Origin of the sequence: Cystobacter fuscus (genome assembly GCF_002305875.1) — a bacterium.
GTDB lineage: Bacteria > Myxococcota > Myxococcia > Myxococcales > Myxococcaceae > Cystobacter > Cystobacter fuscus_A.
Map to the genome: position 1 here is coordinate 595,322 of NZ_CP022098.1, position 22,414 is coordinate 617,735.

Consider the following 22,414-nt stretch of genomic DNA (forward strand, 5'->3'; position numbering starts at 1 on the left):
CCTGCGGCGGTAATGGCAGAGTTTGTTTCTCCGCCTCGAGCGCATGGGCCTGCGCCGGGGAGGCACCTATCGCGGCCCCCTTGCTCCCGCCAGACATGTCAGACAGGTCCGTAGAATCCGACCCGCCTTGCAAGGAGCAGGGCTGAATCCTGAAAGGCTGAGTCCAAGTTCATGAGAAATTCATCTACCCTGAATGGGAGTATCTTCTTCGCGGCCCTCTTGAGTTTCACCATGGGGGCAGGTGAGGCCCAGGCGGCCGGAACGTTCATGGGGGCGTGGGATCTGACGGGGGATGGTGTTGCGGAGACCGTGTACAACAACCTGAGTTCGATCGAGGTCAGACAATCGAATGGCTCCACGCGCAGCTACAGTATCACGAACGCCGCTTGGACGCTGTTGACCGTGGCGGACCTGGATGGAACGGCGGGCTTGGAGTTGGCGATCAACGTCGGTTCCAGCATCAAGATCATCACCCATCGCACGGGCTCGGTCCGTGACTACTTCATCTCCTCGGGGCCCTGGGCTCCGCTCGGATACCATGATCTGAACGCTGATGGTGCGACGGATATCGCGGTCAACACCGGGCCCGCCGTGAGGACCATCAAGCTCAAGACGGACACGGTGCGTGACTATGCCATCTCGAATGTCTCGTGGGCGCCCATCGGTTTCGCGGACACGGACGGGGATGGCGGCATCGATATCGTTGTCAACAACGTGCGTGCCGTCAAGATCATCAACGATCGGACCGCCTCCTCTCGCGATTACGCCATCTCGAGCGTCAGTTGGGCACCCATTGGCATCATCGATACGGACGGGAAGCCCGGTGCCGAGGTGGTCATCAACAACCTCTCGTCGGTCAAGATCATCCGAAACCGGGACGCCAGCACGAGGGATTACGCTGTCGGGAGCCCCTCCTGGAGTGTGCAGATGATCGCCGACCTCGACGGCAAGGCTGGAAACGAGATCATGTTGAACCTCGGTACTACCACCAAGACCATCTACGACGCCTCCGGGCAATACTACTGAGAGCGGCGCCTGAGCGCTTCGCTGAGAAACGAGTCGTCTGACACCCTTCTCGGGCTTCCAGGGAGTCAGTCGAGGAAGCGGCGTTCCCAGCGGAGGGTGTCCTCGGAGGCCACGGGGTCGCGGAGGGGAGGCTCGTGGTAGAGCCAGGGCGCCAACACGCGGGCCAGCTCACGGTGCAGGGGCAGGGTGTGTCCCCGGGTGGTGTCACCTGCCTCGGGCCACTCGCCGAGCGTGACGAGGGCGCGCTCGGCGTCCAGGGGTTGCACGGAGATGTCGGGGGAGACGAGGCGGGAGCGCAGCCCCGGGACTCCTCCCAGCTCTCCGAGGACGGGCTGTCCCAGGAAGGTCAGCCAGTGGGGGCCTCGTATCCGTGTGCCGATGTGCCAACCGAGATGTTCCAGTGCATGGACGTCCATGCCCGGGTAGCGCAGGCGCAACTGGCGGAGTTCATCGGAGACGCCGGCGAGTTGGTGAAGGGCATTGAGGGAGAGGCTGACATGGCCCGAGTTGAAGGGGAGGGGAGCGGCCAGCTCCAAGGCCAGTTCGCGCACGCGCGAGGGCCCTCGTTCCTCCAGGAACTCGGTGGGCAGCCAGAACTCCAACGCACAGACCGCATGGGGGTTGTTGATGAAGAATAGAGCTTCGAGGTCCTTGCCGAAATATTCGAATTGATAGGGACCAGCTTCGCGGGGGTTGTCTGACAACGTGATGAGGGGGCTGCTCCCCTGCATCCGGCTGCGGAGGTGTGCCCAGCCCGCCTCATCCAACTCCTGCGGGTCCCCTTCGTCATCCACATACCAGCCGAGTGCTTCTGGCCCAAAGGTTTGTAAATACGTCTCCAGGGAGCGCATGACGCCTTGTGCCACCTCGCGGTGATGGCGGCGCATGTAGAAGCAGATGCTCAATCCGTCTCGTATGAGGATACTGCCATCTTGTGCGTAGATGCGGATGGTCGGACAGTGCTCGCTCATGGCTGGATCCTCTGCTCTATTCCACGTCGCGGAGTGACGAGAGCAGCTTCTGCCTTGAGTGTTTCGACATACACTTTTCCCTGAGTTAAGTCCTTGTTGACGTGACCCTCTGTGTATGTTCTCCAGGACGCATTATTATCGGGAGGACAAGGGAATTTGAAGTCGTAGATGGAGACGGCCTGGAGTGGATTGCCGGAGTGGATGACCACGTCCGGCACTTGACCTCGGCATCCGCCCATGCGGCGCATTCATGGAGGATCCGTTCGATGCGGAGCTTCAGCTCGCGGGGGAGAGGAAGCGGAGCGTGGCGGCGATGGAGGCGACTTCGGCCCCGCTACGCACGGTGGGAGCGGCACCCGCTTCCTGTCCGTTGAGGAGAGCGCAGTTGGCGGGATTCTGCCGACAGGCGTTCGTGACGGAATCGGCGGAGTACGCCACCGGAGCGCACACCGCGAGCAGGCCCCCGAAGAGGAACAACCCCGAAGGTCTTCGAAGCTTCATGACAGAGGGCATGGTGTGTTCCCCAGGGGCATGGGCTCCGTGGACTCTCGCACGGCGAAGTCAGTCGAGGAAGCGGCGTTCCCAGCGGAGGGTGTCCTCGGAGGCCACGGGGTCGCGGAGGGGAGGCTCGTGGTAGAGCCAGGGCGCCAACACGCGGGCCAGCTCGCGGTGCAGGGGCAGGGGGAGTCCCCGGGTGGTGTCACCTGCCTCGGGCCACTCGCCGAGGGTGACGAGGGCGCGCTCGGCGTCCAGGGGTTGCACGGAGATGTCCGGGGAGACGAGGCGGGAGCGCAGCCCCGGGACTCCCCCCAGCTCTCCGAGGACGGGCTGTCCCAGGAAGGTCAGCCAGTGGGGGCCTCGTATCCGTGTGCCGATGTGCCAACCGAGATGTTCCAGTGCATGGACGTCCATGCCCGGGTAGCGCAGGCGCAACTGGCGGAGTTCATCGGAGACGCCGGCGAGTTGGTGAAGGGCGTTGAGGGAGAGGCTGACATGGCCGGAGTTGAAGGGGAGGGAAGTGGCCAGCTCCAAGGCCAGTTCACGCACGCGCGCGGGCCCTCGTTCCTCCAGGAACTCGGTGGGCAGCCAGAACTCCAACGCACAGACCGCATGGGGGTTGTTGATGAAGAACGGGGCTTCGAGGTCCTTACCGAAATATTCGAACCGATAGGGACTGGCGCCTGCCGGATCATCTTTCAATATGATAATGGGGCTGCGCCCCTGCATCCGGCTCCGAATGTGTGCCCAGCCCGCCTCATCCAGCTCCTGCCAGTCTCCTTCGCTATCCGCGTACCAGCCGAGCGCTTCCGGGCCCAGGACCCGCAGGTATGTCTCCAGGGAGCGCATGACGCCTTGTGCCACCTCGTGGTGATGGCGGCGCATGTAGAAGCAGATGCTCAATCCGTCTCGTATGAGGATACTGCCATCTAGTGCGCAGATGCGGATGGTCGGACAGTGCTCGCTCATGGCTGGATCCTCTGCTCTATTCCACGTCGCGGAGTGACGAGGGCGGCTTCTGTCTTGAGTGCTTCGACGTACACCTTTCCCTGGCTCGAACCCTCGAATGGTCCATGGTCATACATCCTCCAGGGCGTTTCGTTGTGGGGAGGACAAGGGAATTTGAAGTCGTAGATGGAGACGGCCTGGAGTGGATTTCCGGAGTGGATGACCACGTCCGGCACCAATGTCCCTTTCAGTTCTTTTCCGCAATCTTGGCGGAGAAGGGCGCGGACTTCCGCCGGGCTGAGCCACTGAAGCTGTCCCGTTGGTCTGTCGTAACGGTAGCGGGGCTCCAGGCTGAACCGTCCTGGAATCAGCGGGTCCAACTGTTCCTGGACGCACTGGGTGGCCAGGGCGTGCTTCTCGCTACCCCATTGCATCGCCCGGGTCACCGTCTGCCCACAGGGGTCCAGTTTGGGCAGGACTTCCTGGCACTGCTGGCGTGAAGGCGCATTGCCGCCCAGGCGCTGGCGGTTGACCTCGGCATCCGCCCATGCGGCGCATTCATGGAGGATCCGTTCGATGCGGAGCTTCAGCTCGGGGGAGAGGAAGCGGAGCGTGGCGGCGATGGACGCGATTTCGGCCCCGCTGCGCACGGTGGGCGCGGCACCCGCTTCCTGTCCGTTGAGGAGAGCGCAGTTGGCGGGATTCTGCCGACAGGCGTTCGTGACGGAATCGGCGGCGTACGCCACCGGAGCGCACACCGCGAGCAGGCCTCCGAGGAGGAACAACCTCGAAGGTCGCCGGAACTTCATGACAGAGGGCATGGTGTGCTTCCGAGGGGCATGGGCTCCGTGGACTCTCGCACGGCGGAGTCAGTCGATGAAGTGGAAGCGCGGAGGGGCGCGGCCCTGTTGCGCGGGAAGTTTCCTTGGATAACCTTCGAGAATGGCTGACACCCGGCAACAACCGCCACGCTTTACCCAGGATGAGGCCGCGGAGATCGTTCGCGAGGCCACCTCGCGCATGCTCGAGGGTCGGCACGAGCACCCCTCCACCGGGTCGCGCCAGCTCACGCGCGAGGATCTCCTCTCCCTGGCGCACGAGCTGGGCGTGAGCGAGGACGCCGTGGATCAGGTGCTCGCCGACCGGGCGAAGAGGCGCAAGCACCAGTCTCGCCGCCGGGGCGCGTTGATCGGCCTGGCGGCCCACGGCATGAGCTACGGCATCGTCATGAGCGGACTCGCCCTCGTGGACGTGATGAGCGGCCCGGGTTGGTGGTTCCAATGGCCCGCGGTGGCCTGGGGCATGGGACTCGCCTTCCATGTCATGGGCCTGGTCCTCGGTGCCCTGAAGCGGGCTGGCACCGAGTAGGCCCGCGTGCCCTCCTCACGCCGGACTCCTCCCTGACGTGCGCACATCCCGGGCTGGCGTCGACGCCGGGCGTGGCCACGCTGGAGATGAGCGCATGTCCACTCCGGATGGCACCCATTTCCGGGCGGGGCCGTGCCAGCAGGTGTCTGTCTGGGTCCCTGGTGCACGAGGTCCACGATGAAAGCCCCTCTTTCCCCCAAGATTCATGGCTACGGTGACTATTTCATCGTGGTGCTGTTCGCGCTGGCTCCCTCCCTGTTCGGCTTCCCGGGATTGCCAGCGCTGCTTTGCTATTCGATGGCCATGACGCAGTTGTGCATGAGCCTGCTGACCGCCTATCCGCTCGGAGTGGCCCGGCTCATTCCCTTCCCCATCCACGGGATCGTCGAGGCCGTCTTCGCGATCGTCCTGCTCTCCGCGCCCTTCCTGTTTGGCTTCTCGACCATCGTCTCGGCGAGCAACGTCTTCATCTTCTCGGCGATTGGCCTCTTCCTGGTCTGGCTGGCGACCGATTACGAGTCCGCCGAGCGGCCCACTCACGGCGCGGGTCTCCGGCGGCACACCCAGGCCTGAGCCCGTGCCGATCGAGCACCCCGGCCGAGAAGGCGCCCGGGAGGCCCACGGCCGAAGGCTCGGGCCTGTCCTCGGAGGTAGGCTTCAGGAAGGCGACCCGGGAGTCACCGGACAGGAGAGCGCAAGGGGGATGGATTCGCTGGGGCCCACCGGTTATAGCTCCCCGTCATGACCGACGTTTCCACTGAACGTGTTCCCCCCGCCGTGCTTCCCAAGCCCAACGACACCTGTTGGTGTGGGAGTGGCACCAAGTACAAGAAGTGCCATCGGGGCGCGGACGCTGTGGAGGCTCGCAAGCGAGGGCCCGAGGCTCGCTCGCAGGGCATCCGGCCTGGCGTCGTCAGCCCCATGCGCTCCGTTCCGCCGCACATCCCCCGGCCCGACTACGCGGCCACCGGGCGCCCCTCCCGTAGCGGCTTCATCTCCGACGTGCAGAGCCCCGACGTCATCGCCCGCATGCGCCGTGCCGGCAAGGCCGCCGCCGAGGTGATGAACGCGACGGCCGCCCACCTGCGCCCCGGCATCACCACGGACGAGATCGACGCCATCGCGCACGAGGAGTACCTCCGCCGCGGCGGCTATCCCAGCCCCCTCAACTACCACGGCTTCCCCAAGTCGCTGTGCACCTCGGTCAACGAGGTCATCTGCCACGGCATCCCCGACAGCCGGCCGCTCGAGGACGGTGACATCATCAACCTCGACATCACCATCTTCCTGGATGGGGTGCACGGGGACTGCTCGGCCACCTACCTCATCGGCAACGTGGACGCCGAGAGCCGGCGCCTGGTGGAGGTGACGAAGGAGTGTCTGATGCTCGGCATCCAGGCGGTGAAGCCGGGCCAGCCCATCAACGACATCGGCCGGGCCATCGAGGCGCACGCGACCAAGAATCACATGGGCGTGGTACGCGCCTACTGCGGCCACGGCATCGGCGAGCGCTTCCACAGCTCGCTCCAGATTCCGCACCACTTCGACCCCGAGGCCAAGACGATCATGCGCCCGGGCATGACGTTCACCGTCGAGCCGATGATCACCCTCGGCCACTGGCACCACCGGCAGTGGGACGATGGGTGGACCGCCGTCACCGCCGACGGCAGCCGCACCGCCCAGTTCGAGCACACCCTGGTGGTGACGGATCAGGGCGCGGAGATCCTCACCGTCGCCTGAGCCTCCAGGGGCTCGAGGGGCTCGGGCGCGCCGGAACCCACGGCACGCCACCAGGGCTCCACCCCCTCCACCCGCGAGGGTTCCACCGGGGCCCCCGCGCGGGGCATCACCAGCCGCGCGCCCCGCTCCGTCCCCAGCCGCAGCAGTGTCTCCGCCGGCTCGTCCCAGGCGTGCAGGGCGAGGTTGAACGTGCCCCAGTGCACCGGCAGCAGCGTTCCCCCGCCGAGCAGCTCCAGCGCCTCGAGCGCGTTGGCCGGCCCCAGGTGGATGCCTCCCCAGGCTTCGTGGAACGCGCCCACCTCCAGCATCACCAGGTCGAACGGCCCGAGCCGCTGGCGGATCTCCGCGTACTCGGGCGTCAGTCCCGTGTCACCGCTGAAGAACACCTTGTGCCGCGGGCTCTCCACCACGAACGAGGACCAGAGCGTGCGGTTGCCGTCGCCCATCCCCCGCCCCGAGAAGTGTTGCGAGGGCGCGGCGGTGATGCGCAGCTCGCCGCGCGGCAGCCGCGCGGACTCCCACCAGTCCAGCTCGGTGATGCGCTCGGGCGGCACTCCCCACGCCTCCAGGTGCGCGCCCACTCCGAGCGACGTGTAGAAGGGCACCTCCAGGCGCGCCAGCTCCAGCACGCTGGGATGATCCAGGTGATCGTAGTGGTCGTGCGAGATGATCACCGCGTCCAGCGGAGGCAGTTGGGCGATGGTCACCGGCATGGGCTGGAAGCGCCGGGGGCCGAGCAGGGCGAAGGGGGAGGCGCGCTCGCCCCAGACGGGATCCGTGAGCACACGCAGTCCATCCACCTCCAGCAGCACCGTGGAGTGGCCGAGCCACGTCGCCCGCAGGCCCGTGTCCACCGGCCGGGCCCAGGTCGCCAGCGGGTTCTCCGTGGGCAGCAGTCCGGGGGGCTTGCGCTCCTGGCCACCGGTGAAGAACTCGCCGAGTGTGGGCAGCGTGGTGCCGGGCTTGAGGCCCCGGCCCACCTCGGCCGTGTTGTGGAAGATCCCCTCGCGGAAGCGGGGGGACGCGGTCATGCGCTCGAGGCGGAGGCCGTGGGCCTTTCCGCCGAAGACGGAACCCTTGGGCATGAGGGAGGTTGTAACGGGACCCGCGTCCCCTCGCCAGCCGTTCAGCCCCTGGTGGGTAGGGGCCGGGGCAGGGCGAAGGCGTCGGCGATGAGCTCGTAGGAGCGGCGGCGCGCCGCGTGCTCGTGCGTGATGGTGACGATCATCACCTCATCGGCCCCATACTCCCGCGCCACCGCCTCGATGGATTCTTTCACCCGCGCGGGCGAGCCGACGATCAACCGCCGCTCCCGGAAGGGCAGTGCCGACATGCCGCCCAGGTTGCTCAGGAAGCGCAGCGCGGTGTCGACCGGGGGCACGGGGATGGGCTGGCCCCGCACGAGCATGGCCCCCGCCATCTTGATGCTGGAGGCGAGCCGCTCGGCCTCCGCGTCGGTGGCGGCGCACAGGGCCCAGACGGCGACCAGGACGCGCGGCGCGTCGAGCCAGCGCGAGGGGGTGAATTCCTCGCGGTAGCGCGCGGCGATGGGCACGCCCACCGGTTGGATGAAGTCGGCGAAGGCGTAGGGCAGGCCCGCCTCGGCCGCCCAGATGCCACTCTGCGGCGAGGAGCCCAACAGCCAGGGCTCGGGCACCTCGGGCAGGCCGGGCAGCGTGGTGAGCCGCGCGAAGGCATGGTCCCCGGGCAGCTCTCCCGCGAGGTAGCCCAACAGCTCCGCGAGCTGGGAGGGGAAGTCGTCGGGCATGTGGTAGCGGCGGTCTCGCTGGAGCGCGAGCGCGGTGATGCGATCCGAGCCCGGCGCGCGGCCGAGTCCGAGATCGATACGGCCCGGAGCGAGGCCACTGAGCATGCTGAAGGTCTCGGCGACCTTGAACGGGCTGTAGTGGGGCAGCATCACGCCGCCGCTGCCCACGCGCAGGTGCGAGGTCTCCAGGGCGATGGGGCCGATGAGCGCCTCGGGGCTCGCGCAGGCGAGCATGGTGCCCCCGTGGTGCTCCGCCACCCAGTAGCGGTGATAGCCGAGCGCGTCCGTGTGCCGGGCGAGGTCCAGCGTGTTCCTCAGGGCCTCGGCCCCCGTCGAGCCCTCGGGGATGGGGGATTGATCCAACACGCTCAGGCGCAGCGCCGGGCCGTTCCCACGGGGTGTTCCACCGTTCATCGGGAGGCGCTCCCGGTGAGGGCGTCCACCTTCGCGAGGTCCGCCGCGTCGAGCCGCCAGCCGGCCGCGGCCACGTTGGCGCGCACCTGTTCGGCCGAGGTCGCCCCCGCAATCACCGAGGCGACGGGCCGCCGCGCGAGCAGCCACGAGAAGGCGAGTTCCAACAGCGTGTGTCCACGTGACTCCGCATGGCGGCGCAGCTCCTCGGCGCGGGCGATGTTGGCCTCGGTGAGGAATCGATTCGCCAGCCCGCCTCCACTCAGGCGACTGCCCTCGGGAGGGGCCTGTCCCGGGCGGTACTTGCCGGTGAGCAGTCCACTGGCCAGCGGGAAGTAGGGGAGGAACGCGAGCTGGCCGCGCTCGGACTCCGGGAGCACCTCGGCCTCGGGCTCGCGGTGCAGGAGGCTGTATTCGTTCTGCACGCTCACGAAGCGCGCCGCGCCGGGACGCACGGCCTGGGCGGCCTCGCGCAACTGGGCCGCCGAGAAGTTCGAGCAGCCAATCTCCCGCACCTTCCCCGCGCGCACGAGTGTGTCGAGGGTGCCCAGGGTGTCCGCGATGGGTGTCTCGGGATCCGGCATGTGGAGCTGATAGAGATCGATGTAGTCCGTGCCCAGGCGGCGCAGGCTCGTCTCGATGGCCTGCTGGAGATAGGCGGGCCTGCCTCCCTTGCCGGGGCCCTCGCCGGGGTGGCCGAACTTGCTGGCGATGATGACCTGGCTCCGGCGCTTGCCGAGCGCGCGGCCGAGGAACTCCTCGCTCTTCCCCTCGCCGTAGAGGGTGGCGGTGTCGAAGAAGTCGATGCCCGCGTCGAGCGCGGCGTCCACCACGGTGGCGGTGCCCTGGGCGTCCAGGCGCCATCCGAAGTTGTTACAGCCCAGGCCGACTACCGACACCTCGAGAGATCCCAGCTTCCGCTTCTCCATGCGTGTCCCGCCTTTCCCTTTCCAGGATGCGCTCAGGAGCAGCGCACCCGACATGGGATGCGCGAGTGGCGGGAAGGATGCCCGGGTTGTCGCATGGCCCTCCGGCTGGGGGGGAGGCGGCGGATGTTGGGGGGCACGTGGCAGGCTCGATGCCGCGCGTTGGTAGACCACCGCGAACCGGGAAGGCCCGCCTTTCTCCTAGCGCAGCGACGCGTACACGTAGGCGAGTCCGGCCTCGAAGCTGCCCTTCAACTTGCAGCCATGCTTCTCCAACTCGTTCTTGATGGACGGTTCATCGAAGTCCTTAGTCCTCACGATACTTCTGCCCCGCTTTGATGATCGCGTCCGTCAGTGGCAGTACCCGGTGTCGGAGCAACCGTTCGCTGATGGACTCGAGCCGCTGTTCCGCCTCCTGTGTACTACTCACCAGCATGCCAGTCACCGCGGACCAGGCCTCATTCTTCTCCTTGGTGAATTGCCGCGTCCGGGCGAACTCACGATGCTCTTTCGCCAGCATCTCCTGCAACTGGTCCCGAAGCCCCTTCTGCCGCCGCAGCCGGCCATGTGGCTCGGTAAAGCAGACCGCGGGTATCGCGAGGGTGACCGTGGCATTGTCTTCGGCGAGACGCAGGATGCTTTCGCACGCGTCGCGCTGCTCCTGCTCGAACACCATTTCGAGCAGGAAGTTTGTCTCGACGTAGATCCTCAAGCCGGATACTCGTGGAGGATCTGTGCACCAGACACCGCATCCAGCAGTCCCGACTTCGACAACTCCTGGGTGACGGGCGCCACATCCCCTCGAGCGAGATCGTTCAACCACCAGGAGACAAGAACCTCGAACGCCATCGGTTGGATCTGTTCGGGGCGGACGCCTATCCGCTCGAAGTAGGGTGCGAGCAGAGGGCGCGTATCAATCTCGTAGGTCGGCGGTGCGTGCGGCGGCTCGGACGACCTCCAGATGTAGAGCCGATCAGGCACGATGATCGCGAGCAGGTCGGCGGGAGGAGGTTGCCCATGCGCCAGCAGGTTGCCCCGGAATTGGGCTGCCCAGGAGCCGTTCGTCCTCAACCGACGCTTCGCCTCGATCATCGCCGTCGGTCGGCCGGCGCGGTACGCGGCGAAATCGAAATTGAATCGTGAAGCGTGACGCTCATCCGGACCAAGAGGCTCCATCGTCCTATTATGGAGCGGGTCCCTCTGCCCGACAATCCTGGTGCATTGCCGCGTCCAACTCCGCCTGGAAGGCGCTGTGCCGGGGGAATTCCTCGCGGAACCGGCGGAGGAGTTCCTGGGACCGTGCCGGCTGTCCTCGTCTCTGGAGCACCTCGGCGCAGGCCACCAGCAGCAGGGCCGCCTTGCCGTAGCTGCGCCGGTGCTTCTCCCGCACGATGGCGCGCGCCCGTTCGCGGGCCACCTTCAAACACTCCTCCAGCAGTTCCTCCTGCCGAGGGTGGCCCACCGAAAGCGCGGCGATGACCTCGCCGTACGCGCGGGAGAGCCGCTCCGACAGTTCCAGCGCCGCCTCCTCCGTGCTCCAGGGTTCGTACGCCAAGCCGTTCTCCAATGCCTTGCGCCACAGTTCCTCCACGGCGTGTGAGGACTCCTCGGAAGAAGACGGACCCGACAGCCACCTCAGCAGGAAGGGCACCACGAGCCCCTGGGGATTATTTCTGCTCGACCACCCGAGCACCTCCGCTCCCGCGGCGCTCTTCCAGGCCGCCTGCCAGTCGTGCCCGAGCAACCGGGCGTGGGCGAGCAGTACCTCATCCAGGCGCGGGTACGGCTCGTCCCACTCACCCCTCGGCAGAGGGGGCTCTTCCCAAGGCAGTGGCCGCGTGTCGTCCGGTTGGGCCAGGGCCTTCTGCACCCGCTGGGCGGCCTGCTTCATCAGGCGCGCGCGCTCGGGCTCGGTCTCGCCGCACCTCCGCAGCTCCAGCAGGCGCTTCAGGTCCGGGCTGGCCACGAAGGACTCCCAGCGGGCTTCGCGGACCTGCTCGGGGAGCGCGAGGCGCTCGGCGGCCGTGGCGAGGAAGTCCGCCACCCAGGCTCGCAGTGGCAGCCTGGCCGGCAGGGCTTTCAGGGCCTCGTGGGCCGTGTCGAGCACCTCGCGCGGTTGCCCCTCACGTTCCAGCAACGCGAGCAGGTCCACCCAGGCCCGCGGGTGGCGGCCCCGTCCGGCACGTGCCAGCTCACGCAGTCCCCCGGCGCCTCGAGACAGGCCCACGGCCTCGCGCAACCATGCCTCGGCCTCCGAGTCGTCCTCCCGCTTGCGCAGGAGGGCTTCCCAGTCGGACAGGAAGGACTCCAGGTCCGGCAGCGGCTCGGGGGAGATGTCACGCACCTCCTGCAGCTTTGGCGGTGGGCCGAAGCTCCACCGATTCGCCTCCTTCATCGCCTCCCACAGTGCCTCGGCGCGTCGGGCGGGCGGCGTGGCCCGATAGAGGGCGCACAGGTAGCGCGCCTGCGCCTCGGATACGTCCACCTCCTCGAGGTGCTCCGGGCGCAGGCCCAGGCCGTAGTCGTCCTCGCGTTGGAGCAGCTCGAACAGGGCCTGGTAGGCGTCACGGGCGAGCGGCCAGCGGCCTCGCTCGAAGGCCCGCTGCGCCCGCTGGAACAGGGCCGTCACGGGCGCGACGAGCTCCGCGTAGGGACCGGGGCCGGAGTCCTCGCCATACTCGTCCCAGTCGGAGTGGGCTTCGTCCGTGAGTTCCTCGAAGCGCTGGGCCTGCTCGGTGATATCGGCCAGCAGCTTGTCCTGGAGGGCGTGCTCGAGTGCCTGCCGCCGGTCATCCGGGACGGGGGCGAGCGAGTCCAGGAAGGACTGCCGCTCGGAGGGGTGGACGCGGCTGGCCATGGCGCGCAGGACGGTGCGCAGGTCCTCGAGGGAGGAGGCACCGAGCCGCTTCTCCATGCCCTCCCAGAAGGCCTTGAGCGAGAGCTTGTGGCCCTCGCCTTCCCCCACGTGGAGGGACCGGGGTCTCCATCCTTCTTGCTGCTCGACGTTGGAAGTCATGCCCATAGGGTATGACCTCTCCCGTCATGAGGGCACCCCTGCCGGATGTGTCCGCGATGGCAGGCTCATCGTACTAGGGTGCCTGCTCCCGGGGCATCACGCGCACGGGCGGCTCGATGAGGAGGGGGTCGGTGGCCCGGGGGTCGTCCGGCTCGTAGGCGGGAGAGGAGCGATCGGCGTAGGTCGCCTTCCACTTGCGGGGCACGCGCTCCAGGCCCACGGGGAACACGGTGAGCTGCCCCTCCGGGTCGATGCGCAGCCGCAGGAAGTTCTTCCAGTCGGGGATGGCCAGGGAGATGAAGGCCTCGTTGGAATGGGCGCCGAAGCCGTTGAGGCTCACCGTGAGGTAGAGGCCCATGACGAAGGGGCCCACGAGGAAGCCGCCCGCGAAGGTCAGGAAGGTGCCCAGCAGGAACTTGGCCCACATGTGCGTCCACCCGCCGGCGCACGCGTTGGCGCCGGGGATGATGAAGGACGCGAGCTGTGGGGGCGGTGGTTCGGCGCAGATGCCCAGCGTGTTGACGGTGAAGAACATCGCGCCCCAGGCCACGAGGAACGCACAGACGATGTGTCCGAGGCCATGCATCAACCCCATGGGCACGCGCCAGCGCCCGAGGGCGGGATCCGCGAACCCCACCAGCCCCCCGAGCGTGGCCGCGCCCACCACCAGCGACATGGGCCGGTTCACCAGGGAGGCGGCCAACTGCCGCAGGGCCTCGTGGATGTTCAACAGCCCCTGGTTGCCCAGCTCCGTGTACGCCGACAGCGCGAGGAGCAGATAGAGCGTGCCCGTGAGCAGTCCGAAGAAGGGACTGTGGCGGATGAGCATCAGGTTCTGGCGCGTGAGCTCCCGCGAGGTCTTCTCGTCGGGAAAGCACTTCTTCTGCTCGCACCCGCAGCGCAGCCGCAGCGCCTGGGGGGCGTGGGTGGGGTGCATGAAGGCCCCGCCACCGCCCGCGGTGATCTTCTGCCGGCCCTCGGCGTCCTCGTGCCGCTTGTAGTGGTGCAGGTCCCCGGCGAGAAAGAGGCTGATGCGCCGGCCGAACACCTTCTCCTGGAGGTACTCCAGGTTGTTCTCCATGTAGCCCCGGGGCCGGGGCGTGGTGGCCGCGTGGATCCACGCCGGCTCCGCGTTGCACAGGATGATGCGGTCCCCCGGCTGCATGTACGTGGCCGTCTGGCGGAAGTACTCGAGCTGGGGCACGTCGATGTCGCTGTTGAGCTGGACGTCGGTGCCGATGAGCCACCAGCCGCGCGGCAGCTTGAGGGCGAAGTAGCTGCGGCTCTGGCGCGTGCGGCGCCCGGCGAACCAGCGGTCCGCGCAGAACAGCCGCATGAAGGCGGACAGGCCGTCGTACCAGTCGTGGTTGCCGGGGATGGCGAACAGGTGGGGGCTGGGCTCGGGCGAGCGCGACATGGCCTCGCGGTAGGGCTGCACCAGGCGCTGCTCGTACGTGTCGCGGCTCGCGCCCGGATACACCTGGTCTCCACCGAACACGAGGATGCGTCCGCGCTCCAGCGCGTGCGTCTCTCCGTTCGGGTCCTTCAGCTCCAGCGAGGGTTTGGCCAGCAGCCGCGCCACGGCGTAGGTGGAGTCCCACCCGTCCCCGGTGTCCGACACGTAGTCGAGCCAGAAGTCCTCGCCCGCCGCCTCGTCCGAGTAGTCGAAGTAGGGGGCCTGCGGACGCACCACGGCCTCGATGAGCCGGTGGTCCGCGCGCACGCCGAAGATGCTGGCCACGAGCGCGTCCATGCCCGAGCGGATGAGGTGCTGCGGGTGGAGCCAGCGCACCATGTCCGCGCGCTTCCAGGGCATGAGCTTGTGGCCCGAGGGCACATAGAGGATGCGATCGCTCGAGGCCTCCTCGCTCGTCTTCGGGGGAGAGGGCTTCGGCGCGTTGGCGGGCTCGGGGTGTGTCACGGAGGAGAAACCGTCTCCCATGCGCCCCGCCGCGGTCAACTCCCGGATTCCCCCATCGCCAGGCGAGCGGGCGGGCGAGGGGTTGATTGGAGTTGCCCTGGAGGGGGCCCCCGTGGTGCATGCAGTGCCATGAATGACTTCTCCGTCACCGTGCGCTTTCCCATCCAGTGGTCCGACATGGACGCCTTTGGCCACGTGAACAACGCGCGCTACTTCACCTGGTTCGAGGCGGCGCGCATCGCCTACATGATCCGTGTCGGGCTGGTGAGCCCCGAGATGCGCAAGCCCGAGGGAGAGGGCGTGGGTCCCATCGTCGCCGCGACGAACGCGGAGTACCTGCGCCCGGTCGTCTACCCGGCGGAGCTGGTGGTGGGCGCGCGCGTCACGCGCATCGGCACGACGAGCTTCACCATGGAGTTCGCGGTGGAGGACGCGAACAGTGGGGTGCGCTACGCGCGCGGCGGCGCGGTGATGGTGACCCTGCGCTACGCCGACCACCAGAAGGTGGCCGTGCCCGACGCGGTGCGCGCCGCGATCGAGCTCGTCGAGACCCGTGTCTTCGAGTGAACGTCAGTCGCCCCGGCGCGCGTCCGCGGGAGCGTTGGGGTGGCGCTGGAGCAACTGCCGCAGCTGCGGCTGGCGGCGCACGGCCTCCTGCTTGAGCAGGTGCGCGATGAGGGCCGGAGGCGCGGCGCTCCAGCGCGCCAGGTTCTGGATGAGCAGGGGCGAGCGGTAGACGCGTCCGCACAGGAGCGCCGCCGTCTTGCCGTCCACGGGCAGCCCCATGAGCGCGCCCAGCACCCGGCCCTCGGTGAGGAGGATGAGCTCCACGCGCTCCTCGGCGGGCGCGGTGCTGAAACGTGAGCGCATCACCTCGCGCGCGGTGCGGCGGGTGCCCTCGGGGACGTCGCGATTGCCCACGACCTTGAACTGTTCCATCAGCCGGCGGCCTCCCCACAGACGGCGGAAGAGCCCCGCGGGCAGTTGAGGGTTGCGCACCAGCCACCGGCGTACCCCCGCGTCCGAGGCGAAGGCGGCGCGGCCACACAGTGCTTCCAGCCCCACCGGGTTGAGGTGGTGTCGGGCGATGAGCCGCGCATGCGCGAGCCCCAGGCGCGTGTTCTCCAGCAGCGCGTGGATGACGGCGGGCACCGGGTCGAAGCACAGCGCGGACAGCTCCGGCTCGCCGGACTCGCGCGCGAGCCGGGCCCGCTCATCCGCCGTGAGGGGATGCAGCCGCCGCTCGAAGAGCTGCCGGAAGGTGCCCGCGTGGGCCTCGGCGCCCTCGTCCTCCGGCTCTCCGGCGTCCTCCTCCTCCTCCCCGGCGTCGGGCAACTCCTCGGGTGTCCGTGGCGGCATGGCCGGTGCGGACGCCGCGGGGGCGGGAGTGGGAGTCGGGGGGACGGAGGTGGGCGGGGGATGAACGGCGCCGAGCGTCAGCAGACGGGCGAGGATGGTCTGGATGCGCTCGGGAGGCAGGCCCGTGAGGGCGGTCAGGTGCCGCACGGGCGTGGCGCCATCCAGGCGCGAGAGGACGAAGCCCTCCTCGGGTGTGAGCGGAAGCCGGGCGAGGGCGGTGGTGGGAATGGGCTTGGGCGTCCAGTCGTTCACATCCAGCTCCCTCGGCCCCTCTGAGCCTAGGCCGAATGACACCCGAGCACCAAAGAGGCGCCGTGGAGGGTTGACGAAGGGGGCTCTTCCGGCGGCAGAATCCATCCCATGAACGAGCGAATCCCAACCTACGCTGAGTTCTGGCCTTACTACCTGCGCGAGCACGCCCTGGCGAGCACCCGGTGGTTGCACTTCCTGGGCACTTCCGTCGCGGTCTGCCTGGCGGGCACCGCCGCGGTGACGGGCCGGGTGGGGCTGCTGCCGGCCGCGCTGGTGGCGGGTTACGGTTTCGCCTGGGTGAGCCACTTCACCCTCGAGAAGAACCGTCCGGCGACCTTCACCTATCCGCTGTGGTCGCTCGTCTCGGACTTCCGCATGGCGGGCCTGATGCTCGTGGGCCGGTTGGACAAGCACCTGGCGCGCGCGGGCGTGCGTGACGAGGATGATCAATCCGGCGGTCACTTACAGCCCATCCCCCTGCCCGTGCGCAGCAACCACCGCCGGCACGGGCGCTGAGCCCCCGGTGAGGGGTCCCCCCGCGCGCTAACCACCCCGGGGCAGGCGCACCGTGAAGACGGTGTGCCCGCTCTCGCTGGAGCTCACCTGGGTCTCGCCTCCGTGCGCGAGGGCCACCTGCTGGACGATGTACAGCCCCAACCCCACGCTGCGCGAGCTGGCCTTGCCCGTGGCGCCGTGGCGGAAGGGCTGGAAGAGCGACGAGCGCAGCTCGGGGGCGATGGGCTCGCCCTCGTTGTGGACGGCCAGGAGCACGTCGTTTCCCTCGTCCCGCACTTCCACGCGCACGGGTGCGCCCTCGCGTCCGTGTTGCACGGCATTGCTCACCAGGTTGCCCACCACCTGGGTGAGCCGGTCCGGATCCCACCACCCCCAGCCGTCGCCCTGCACGTCCAGCTCCAGCCGCTGGTTCGCATACGTCACCTGAAGCTCCTCCAGCGCGCTCCGGCAGAGCTCGTGCAGGTTCACCCGCTCACGGTGGACGGGCAGGCCCCCATTCGTGTTGCTGCGCGCGAAGTCGAGGATGTCGTTGAGCATCCGCGCCATCCGCGCCGCGCTGGAGCGGATGCGCTCCACCGCCCGCTGCGCGTCCGCTCCCAGGTTCTCCTCGCGTCGCAGCAGCCCGGCCGAGATGCTGATGGCGTTGAGCGGGTTGCGCAGATCATGCCCTACCACGCCGATGAGCCGCTCGCGCAGCTCGCCCGCCCGGCGCAGCTCCGCCTCCACCTGCTTCTGCTGGGTGATGTTCACCAACACGCAGCCCACCCCGTCCACCTCGCCGTCCGTGTTGCTCACCGGGTAGTAGTGGCAGAGCCAGTGCTGCTCGGGGCCCTCCTTCCAGGGCGGGCTGGTGAACTCATGGTTGCAGATGGGGGTACCCTCCTCCAGGACCCGGCGGAAGCAGGGCTCGATCAGCGCGGCGACCCAGTCGGGTGCCATCTCGCGCAAGGGTCTTCCCAGATGCTGCTCCGTCGGGTGGCCGTTGAGCCGGGCCAGGGTGTCGTTGATGCAGATGAAGCGCAGCTCCCGGTCCACGAGGCTCAGGCCCACCGGACACGTTTCCACCAGCGCGTCCACCAGGGACAGCAGGCGCTGGGCCTCGGCCCGCGCGGCTTGTTCCTGTTCGATCAGCTCCGCCTTCACGATGAAGTTGATGGCGCGCGTCATCAGGGTGCGGAAGAGCTGTTTGTCGGATGGGGTGAAGTCGAAGAGGGTTCTCGAGCCCATGTGGGCCACGCCGATGAGCCGCTCTCCCTGGAGCAGGGGCACGCTGTAGATGGCGCGCACGCCGAGCCGGCGGACGAGGTCCGAGCGCACCTTGGGATGGGTGGACGCCATGCGCACGAGGAGTGGACGGCGCTCGGTGGCCACCTGGCCGGTGAGCCCCGCGTCGAGCGGAATGCGGAGGTTGGACTCCATGGCCTCCCGGGCACCGAGCCCCACCGCGGCGCGCAGCCGAAGCTCCGCCTTCTCGCTCAGCAGGATGGCGGCGCCATCCACCGACACCGAGCACTCCTGCAGGATGTTCAGCAGCCGGAACAAGAAGGTGTCGACGTCCTGACTCGTGACGGCCGCCTCGGACACGCGCTCCAGCGCCTCGAGCATCCGGTCGCGCATGGTCGTGTAGAGCGAGGTGGCGCGGAGGATGCCCTGGTCGATGCACTCGTGGAGCAACGCCCACTGCGCGAAGCCACCCACATGGGCCAGGCGCTGGTGGATGCAGCGGCGCAACAGCCCGAACTCCAGGGCGATCTGCGCCGGCTCCAGGCCCGCTTCCAGGTGGTGCAGGGTGTGCTCGTCGGGGATGAACCGGGCCAGCTGTCCCTCGGCTGGAGGGTGCTCCAACACGTCCGCCATCCGCTCGAGGAAGCCGGGCAGGTCGTCGTGCAACAGCGCCTCGCGTGCCAGCCCGTCCGGTTGGTGCTCCGCCACGGCCCTTTCCCAGGTGCGCAGGATGTCCTCGCGGTGCCGCCGGAGGGAGTCCGCCAGGTCGTGTGTTTCGTCCGAGGAATGCTCACCCTTCTCCTGCATCACGAACACCCCCCAGGTCACCTCCCCTCTGTCCGCGCGTAAGGTGCGCATGGCGGGTGGACGTGGCCGCTGTCCCCAGAGGCGAGAAGCGGCCCTTCACGCAGGGTCCGCCACTTCCCTCGGCGCCCGGCGGGACGCACCGAACGCCCTTCCGGTTGGCTGTGCCACCCCGAAGAAGGGGATAGGTTGGGAGAATGAGCACCCTGCTTCTCAGCCGCACCGATGTCCTCCGGTCCATGGAGGCCCTCCCCCTGCTGGAGGACATGCGCGCCGCGTTCCGCGTGGACGCCGAGCGCCGACTCGCCGAGCCCCAGCTGCTCCGCTCCTCCCCACCGGGCCAGGCCACGCTGGCGGTCTCCTTTCCTGGCACCCTGTCCGGTCTGGCCGCTTCCACCGTCACGGTGCTGTCGCGGGCTTCCGGGCCCACGGCCTCCCGCCAGGGCGTGGTTCACCTGTACGAGCTCGAGACGGGGGCGCTGCTGGCCATCATGGACGCGGGCCACCTCACGGCGCTGCGCACCGGGGTGGTGGGAGCGCTGGCGGCGGACGTGCTCTCCCGGCCCGACTCGTCCCGGGTGGCGCTGCTGGGCGCCGGGCCCGCGGCGTCCATGCAGCTCAAGAGCCTGCGGCTGGTGCGCAGCCTCCAGCACGTGCGCGTGTATGACGAGGACATGGCGCGCTCGGTGGACTTCGCCGCCCGCATGTACCAGGCACTCAACCTTCCGGTGCGGCCCGCCCTGTCCGTGGAGGAGGCGGTGGAGGACGCGGACATCGTCGTCATCTCCATGGCCTCGCGCGAGCCCTTGCTGCTGCCCGGCATGTTGCGCGGGGGCACGCACGTCACCGTGCTGGACGCGGACACGCCGGAGTCCGTGGTCATCTCCGCCGGGCTGCTGCGCCAGTCCACCTTCTTCTGTGATCACCGCGAGCTCAACGCCCGCCTGGGCGCGCCCGCGCGCGTGGGCCTCGGGGTGGACGTCATCCACGCGGAGCTGGGCGAGGTGCTGGCCGGCCAGAAACCCGGCCGCGGCGACGCCAACCAGGTCACCGTCTTCGGCTCGGTGGGGCTGCCCTTCCAGGATCTGGTCGCCGCCTGGCACGTCTACCAGGGCGCGCGAGGCGACGACTCCGTGCGGCGCATGGACTTCGGCGCCTGACGCGCACGCTCAGTGCGAGGTGCGCCGGGAGGTGGGGGGGATTTCCCGGGGGCCCGACAGCAGGCTGTCCGGACCGTGGTGGAGGAACACCTCGTCCTCGATGACTTCCCGCACCTCGCCCAGGGGCACCGCGTAGCCCCGGCGCCACACGAGCACTCCCTTCTCGACGATGAACTCCTCGTCCGTCACCTCGACGACGTAACCGAGCATCTCGCCACGCGGAGTCCATACCGCCATCCCCGCGTGCAACTCCGAGCGATCCACCATGGCCACCTCTCCCTGTCGCTCAAGCTAGGGCCCGGCGTGAGGCGCTGGCACCGGCCGGGCGGTCAGGGGAGCGTCCGAGGGTTGGCCGGTATACGAAAACCCGGGAAGGGCACGGGCGCTGTGTCCTCTTCCCGCGCATGCCCATCTTCCCCTCAGGAGGTGTGTGAATGTTGATGGGATGGATCGCATCGAGGATGGGGCGCTGGACACGCATGCTGGCGGGCGCCTCGCTGGTGGTGGGAGGGCTCGCCCGAAGGTCCAGCTCGGGACGGGTGATGGCGCTGCTGGGCCTGCTTCCCCTGGTCGAGGGGGCGTTCGACGTCTGTGTCCTGGGCCCCCTCTTCGGTCTGCCCATCCAGGGCGAGGCCATCCGCCGCAAGGCGGGACGCATCGGCGAGGACTCGCTCCTGCCCCACCCGCCGCTGTTCCCGTCCGATCGCCCCTTGCTGTTGCACTGAGGGAGGCGGCCTCCGGGCCGTCCCGGGCTGGCTAGCCCTGCACCTGGAAGGGGATGTCGAGGGTGCCGAACTGCTCGCCCGTCCGTGCGTCCACGAGCCTCGCGCGCAGGGTGACCTGGCCCTCGCGCTCGCTCACGTTCTGGAAATAGAGGAACCCCGTCACGGCGCCTCCGGGCTGCAACGTCCCCTGGGGCAGGGCGGCCTTCACCATGTCCTCGGTCGGCAGGGGCTCGGGGGCGTAGCCGTACGCGTAGGGCCCGTAGAACGGATCATAGAAGGGATCGAACCAGCCCAGGCCCCAGCCGAAGCCCGGCCAGATGGGCGGCCGGCCCACGAAGATGGGCTCGGCCACGCCCTCGCCCGCCTGGCCCGAGCCGCCCACGCCCGAGACGTTCTCCTGACTGAGCTGCGGGAGCGTGAGCGCGGCGTACTCGAAGCGCGAGGTGCCCACCAGCGTGAAGTCCTCGGGGGCGACGCGCAGGGGCCGCCCGCTCTGGTTCTCCAGGCGGATCTCCACCGGCGTGACGATGCGGCCGAGGTGGGAAGGGGAGCCCTTCCAGGCGGCGCCATTGGCCACCAGCCGCACGCCATGCTCCTGGGCCAGGGGCGTGCCGGCCGGCGTGGTGGGCGTCGAGGCCAGCGGCCGCAACGTCGTCGTGGACACACACCCCACGGCGAGCAGCGCCGTGGCGAGAACGGGCCGGAAAGCACGCATGCGCATGGAAAAGCTCCTCCTCCCAGGAAGGTAGGAAGAGCTCGGAGGGGACGCGGGGCGCCGGGCGGTGCCCGCTCGCTGGGCGGACTAGGTCAGGGATGGCTCCGCGGCGACGGGTCCCCGCCAGGTGGTACCCAGCAGCCCGCTCCAGTCCTGGGTGCGCGCCCAGTCCTCGAAGGTGTGCCAACCCACGTCCGGGTAGTCCTGACGCAGGAGGGTGCTGTCGACGCGGTAGCCCTCGGTCTGGAGCCAGGCGTACATGCGCGCCAGATCCTCGCTGCGCGAGCGCACGGCCTCCAGGGGCACCTCCTCGTAGCGCAGCTTGTGCCCGCTCACGTACGAGATGAGCGCGGCGGCCTGCTCTCCCGTCACCTCGTCCGAGGCGAGTTCGATGCGCTTGCCGATGAAGTCCTCCTCGCGCTCCATCACCCGGACGGCGAAGGTGCCGAAGTCCGCGAGGGCGATCATCTGCAGGCCGCGGTGGGGCGGCAGGGGCATGGCCAGCATGCCCTCGTGCAGCCGTTGGGCGAACAGGGGCCCGAGGAAGTTCTCCATGAAGAACACGGGCGCCAGGATGGTGTAGGGCAGGGTGCTGTGGCGCAGGTGCTCCTCCAGCACGAGCTTGGTCTCGAAGTGGGGCACGCCCGTGGGTTTGTTGCCGCTCGCCACGGACGAGTAGATGAAGTGGGGCACGCGGGCGATCTTCGCGGCGTCGATGAGGTGCCGGCCGTGGCGCACCTCGCCCTCCAATCCCTGCTCGCCAAAGGGCGTCGCCATGGCGAACACGGCGTCCACGCCCATCATGGCGTGCTCCAGGGTGTCCACCTCCTCGAAGTCACCTGGGACGAGTCGGGCTCCCAGGCGCTCCAAGGCCTTGGCCTGTGCGTTGTCCGGTGAGCGGACGAGCGCATGCACCTGATGCCCACGCGCGAGGAGCGTGCGCGCCACCGCCCCTCCTTGCTTGCCGGTCGCTCCGGTCACCAACACCGTCAGTAGTCGGGACATTTATGGATCCTCCAGACAATCACATCCAAGGTGGGCACGCCGCGCACGTGGAGCGAGCCCG

At 68.6% G+C, this 22,414-nt stretch carries 24 protein-coding genes; 8 read left to right on the forward strand and 16 right to left on the reverse strand.

From position 1 onward, the window contains the following. Nucleotides 1-171: 171 nt before the first annotated feature. The gene (locus CYFUS_RS02525) at nt 172-1,026 is read left to right on the forward strand and encodes a hypothetical protein (protein ID WP_157758196.1); all 855 of its coding nucleotides are present in this window, start codon (nt 172-174) and stop codon (nt 1,024-1,026) included. A gap of 65 nt (nt 1,027-1,091) precedes the next feature. Here CYFUS_RS02525 and CYFUS_RS02530 read toward each other — a convergent pair whose 3' ends face one another. The 4 genes from CYFUS_RS02530 to CYFUS_RS52255 form a co-directional block, all read right to left on the reverse strand. Next, complete coding sequence (locus tag CYFUS_RS02530; RefSeq protein WP_232537313.1) at nt 1,092-1,997, reverse strand: DUF3396 domain-containing protein; 906 nt, start codon at nt 1,995-1,997, stop codon at nt 1,092-1,094. Nucleotides 1,998-2,273: 276 nt separating this feature from the next. Next, nucleotides 2,274-2,510, reverse strand: coding sequence for a hypothetical protein (locus CYFUS_RS02540; RefSeq protein ID WP_157758197.1), 237 nt, complete (start codon nt 2,508-2,510; stop codon nt 2,274-2,276). Nucleotides 2,511-2,558: 48 nt separating this feature from the next. Then, nucleotides 2,559-3,464, reverse strand: a complete 906-nt coding sequence (locus CYFUS_RS02545) for a DUF3396 domain-containing protein (RefSeq protein ID WP_232537314.1) — start codon at nt 3,462-3,464, stop codon at nt 2,559-2,561. Beyond that, a complete protein-coding gene (locus CYFUS_RS52255) occupies nt 3,461-4,189 on the reverse strand; it encodes a hypothetical protein (protein WP_232537315.1) in 729 nt (242 codons plus the stop codon). The genes CYFUS_RS02545 and CYFUS_RS52255 overlap by 4 nt, the downstream gene beginning before the upstream one ends. 196 nt (nt 4,190-4,385) lie before the next feature. Here CYFUS_RS52255 and CYFUS_RS02555 point away from each other — a divergent pair, with 196 nt between their 5' ends. The 3 genes from CYFUS_RS02555 to map all read left to right on the forward strand — a co-directional run bounded on the left by CYFUS_RS02555 (nt 4,386) and on the right by map (nt 6,551). Next, nucleotides 4,386-4,811, forward strand: coding sequence for a 2TM domain-containing protein (locus CYFUS_RS02555; protein ID WP_095983770.1), 426 nt, complete (start codon nt 4,386-4,388; stop codon nt 4,809-4,811). A 177-nt stretch (nt 4,812-4,988) separates the two neighbouring features. After that, a complete protein-coding gene (locus tag CYFUS_RS02560) occupies nt 4,989-5,384 on the forward strand; it encodes a hypothetical protein (RefSeq protein ID WP_095983771.1) in 396 nt (131 codons plus the stop codon). Nucleotides 5,385-5,552: 168 nt separating this feature from the next. Then, complete coding sequence (gene map / locus CYFUS_RS02565) at nt 5,553-6,551, forward strand: type I methionyl aminopeptidase (RefSeq protein WP_095983772.1); 999 nt, start codon at nt 5,553-5,555, stop codon at nt 6,549-6,551. On the opposite strand, the gene CYFUS_RS02570 is transcribed toward map, so the two are convergent. The 7 genes from CYFUS_RS02570 to CYFUS_RS02600 form a co-directional block, all read right to left on the reverse strand. Then, nucleotides 6,521-7,582: an MBL fold metallo-hydrolase gene (locus CYFUS_RS02570; RefSeq protein WP_232537316.1), complete on the reverse strand. Its 1,062-nt coding sequence runs from the start codon at nt 7,580-7,582 to the stop codon at nt 6,521-6,523. The two genes, map and CYFUS_RS02570, sit on opposite strands and share 31 nt — an antisense overlap. 95 nt (nt 7,583-7,677) lie before the next feature. Next, nucleotides 7,678-8,733 carry an LLM class flavin-dependent oxidoreductase gene (locus tag CYFUS_RS02575; protein ID WP_095983774.1) on the reverse strand — a complete coding sequence of 352 codons (1,056 nt, stop codon included), beginning with the start codon at nt 8,731-8,733 and terminating at the stop codon, nt 7,678-7,680. Next, nucleotides 8,730-9,659, reverse strand: a complete 930-nt coding sequence (locus CYFUS_RS02580) for an aldo/keto reductase (RefSeq protein WP_095983775.1) — start codon at nt 9,657-9,659, stop codon at nt 8,730-8,732. Before CYFUS_RS02580 ends, CYFUS_RS02575 begins: the two co-directional genes overlap by 4 nt. A gap of 304 nt (nt 9,660-9,963) precedes the next feature. Further along, entirely contained in the window at nt 9,964-10,368 is a 405-nt protein-coding gene (locus CYFUS_RS02585; RefSeq protein ID WP_095983776.1) for a hypothetical protein, read from the reverse strand. Next, entirely contained in the window at nt 10,365-10,832 is a 468-nt protein-coding gene (locus CYFUS_RS02590) for a hypothetical protein (RefSeq protein ID WP_095983777.1), read from the reverse strand. Before CYFUS_RS02590 ends, CYFUS_RS02585 begins: the two co-directional genes overlap by 4 nt. Nucleotides 10,833-10,839: 7 nt before the next feature. Next, nucleotides 10,840-12,678, reverse strand: a complete 1,839-nt coding sequence (locus CYFUS_RS02595) for a hypothetical protein (RefSeq protein ID WP_157758198.1) — start codon at nt 12,676-12,678, stop codon at nt 10,840-10,842. Nucleotides 12,679-12,745: 67 nt separating this feature from the next. Next, complete coding sequence (locus CYFUS_RS02600; RefSeq protein WP_420042678.1) at nt 12,746-14,593, reverse strand: metallophosphoesterase; 1,848 nt, start codon at nt 14,591-14,593, stop codon at nt 12,746-12,748. A gap of 129 nt (nt 14,594-14,722) precedes the next feature. On the opposite strand from CYFUS_RS02600, the gene CYFUS_RS02605 reads away from it, so the two are divergent. Further along, nucleotides 14,723-15,160, forward strand: coding sequence for an acyl-CoA thioesterase (locus CYFUS_RS02605; protein WP_095983779.1), 438 nt, complete (start codon nt 14,723-14,725; stop codon nt 15,158-15,160). 3 nt (nt 15,161-15,163) lie between these two features. On the opposite strand, the gene CYFUS_RS02610 is transcribed toward CYFUS_RS02605, so the two are convergent. After that, complete coding sequence (locus CYFUS_RS02610) at nt 15,164-16,204, reverse strand: hypothetical protein (RefSeq protein WP_095983780.1); 1,041 nt, start codon at nt 16,202-16,204, stop codon at nt 15,164-15,166. Nucleotides 16,205-16,312: 108 nt separating this feature from the next. Between CYFUS_RS02610 and CYFUS_RS02615 the strand changes: the two genes are divergently transcribed. Continuing rightward, the gene (locus CYFUS_RS02615; RefSeq protein WP_095983781.1) at nt 16,313-16,720 is read left to right on the forward strand and encodes a DUF962 domain-containing protein; all 408 of its coding nucleotides are present in this window, start codon (nt 16,313-16,315) and stop codon (nt 16,718-16,720) included. Nucleotides 16,721-16,747: 27 nt separating this feature from the next. Here CYFUS_RS02615 and CYFUS_RS02620 read toward each other — a convergent pair whose 3' ends face one another. After that, complete coding sequence (locus tag CYFUS_RS02620; protein ID WP_232537759.1) at nt 16,748-18,751, reverse strand: ATP-binding protein; 2,004 nt, start codon at nt 18,749-18,751, stop codon at nt 16,748-16,750. Nucleotides 18,752-18,945: 194 nt separating this feature from the next. Here CYFUS_RS02620 and CYFUS_RS02625 point away from each other — a divergent pair, with 194 nt between their 5' ends. Continuing rightward, the gene (locus CYFUS_RS02625; RefSeq protein ID WP_095983783.1) at nt 18,946-19,908 is read left to right on the forward strand and encodes an ornithine cyclodeaminase family protein; all 963 of its coding nucleotides are present in this window, start codon (nt 18,946-18,948) and stop codon (nt 19,906-19,908) included. Nucleotides 19,909-19,917: 9 nt separating this feature from the next. Here the strand turns inward: CYFUS_RS02625 and CYFUS_RS02630 are convergent, their stop codons facing one another. After that, nucleotides 19,918-20,175: a hypothetical protein gene (locus tag CYFUS_RS02630; protein WP_095983784.1), complete on the reverse strand. Its 258-nt coding sequence runs from the start codon at nt 20,173-20,175 to the stop codon at nt 19,918-19,920. 167 nt (nt 20,176-20,342) lie between these two features. Between CYFUS_RS02630 and CYFUS_RS02635 the strand changes: the two genes are divergently transcribed. Continuing rightward, a complete protein-coding gene (locus CYFUS_RS02635) occupies nt 20,343-20,633 on the forward strand; it encodes a YgaP-like transmembrane domain (protein WP_095983785.1) in 291 nt (96 codons plus the stop codon). A 31-nt stretch (nt 20,634-20,664) separates the two neighbouring features. Here the strand turns inward: CYFUS_RS02635 and CYFUS_RS02640 are convergent, their stop codons facing one another. Both CYFUS_RS02640 and CYFUS_RS02645 read right to left on the reverse strand, forming a co-directional pair. Continuing rightward, a complete protein-coding gene (locus CYFUS_RS02640; RefSeq protein WP_232537317.1) occupies nt 20,665-21,354 on the reverse strand; it encodes a hypothetical protein in 690 nt (229 codons plus the stop codon). Between the two features lie 81 nt (nt 21,355-21,435). Then, nucleotides 21,436-22,353, reverse strand: a complete 918-nt coding sequence (locus CYFUS_RS02645; protein WP_095983786.1) for an NmrA/HSCARG family protein — start codon at nt 22,351-22,353, stop codon at nt 21,436-21,438. Between the last annotated feature and the right edge of the window lie 61 nt (nt 22,354-22,414).

Coding starts and splice junctions, on each gene's coding strand:
- CYFUS_RS02525 (WP_157758196.1), top strand. CDS start 172: ATGAGAAATTCATCTACCCTGAATGGGAGTATCTTCTTCGCGGCCCTC.
- CYFUS_RS02530 (WP_232537313.1), bottom strand. CDS start 1,997: ATGAGCGAGCACTGTCCGACCATCCGCATCTACGCACAAGATGGCAGT.
- CYFUS_RS02540 (WP_157758197.1), bottom strand. CDS start 2,510: ATGCCCTCTGTCATGAAGCTTCGAAGACCTTCGGGGTTGTTCCTCTTC.
- CYFUS_RS02545 (WP_232537314.1), bottom strand. CDS start 3,464: ATGAGCGAGCACTGTCCGACCATCCGCATCTGCGCACTAGATGGCAGT.
- CYFUS_RS02555 (WP_095983770.1), top strand. CDS start 4,386: ATGGCTGACACCCGGCAACAACCGCCACGCTTTACCCAGGATGAGGCC.
- CYFUS_RS02560 (WP_095983771.1), top strand. CDS start 4,989: ATGAAAGCCCCTCTTTCCCCCAAGATTCATGGCTACGGTGACTATTTC.
- map (WP_095983772.1), top strand. CDS start 5,553: ATGACCGACGTTTCCACTGAACGTGTTCCCCCCGCCGTGCTTCCCAAG.
- CYFUS_RS02570 (WP_232537316.1), bottom strand. CDS start 7,582: ATGACCGCGTCCCCCCGCTTCCGCGAGGGGATCTTCCACAACACGGCC.
- CYFUS_RS02575 (WP_095983774.1), bottom strand. CDS start 8,733: ATGAACGGTGGAACACCCCGTGGGAACGGCCCGGCGCTGCGCCTGAGC.
- CYFUS_RS02580 (WP_095983775.1), bottom strand. CDS start 9,659: ATGGAGAAGCGGAAGCTGGGATCTCTCGAGGTGTCGGTAGTCGGCCTG.
- CYFUS_RS02590 (WP_095983777.1), bottom strand. CDS start 10,832: ATGGAGCCTCTTGGTCCGGATGAGCGTCACGCTTCACGATTCAATTTC.
- CYFUS_RS02595 (WP_157758198.1), bottom strand. CDS start 12,678: ATGGGCATGACTTCCAACGTCGAGCAGCAAGAAGGATGGAGACCCCGG.
- CYFUS_RS02605 (WP_095983779.1), top strand. CDS start 14,723: ATGAATGACTTCTCCGTCACCGTGCGCTTTCCCATCCAGTGGTCCGAC.
- CYFUS_RS02615 (WP_095983781.1), top strand. CDS start 16,313: ATGAACGAGCGAATCCCAACCTACGCTGAGTTCTGGCCTTACTACCTG.
- CYFUS_RS02620 (WP_232537759.1), bottom strand. CDS start 18,751: ATGCAGGAGAAGGGTGAGCATTCCTCGGACGAAACACACGACCTGGCG.
- CYFUS_RS02625 (WP_095983783.1), top strand. CDS start 18,946: ATGAGCACCCTGCTTCTCAGCCGCACCGATGTCCTCCGGTCCATGGAG.
- CYFUS_RS02630 (WP_095983784.1), bottom strand. CDS start 20,175: ATGGTGGATCGCTCGGAGTTGCACGCGGGGATGGCGGTATGGACTCCG.
- CYFUS_RS02635 (WP_095983785.1), top strand. CDS start 20,343: ATGTTGATGGGATGGATCGCATCGAGGATGGGGCGCTGGACACGCATG.
- CYFUS_RS02640 (WP_232537317.1), bottom strand. CDS start 21,354: ATGCGCATGCGTGCTTTCCGGCCCGTTCTCGCCACGGCGCTGCTCGCC.
- CYFUS_RS02645 (WP_095983786.1), bottom strand. CDS start 22,353: ATGTCCCGACTACTGACGGTGTTGGTGACCGGAGCGACCGGCAAGCAA.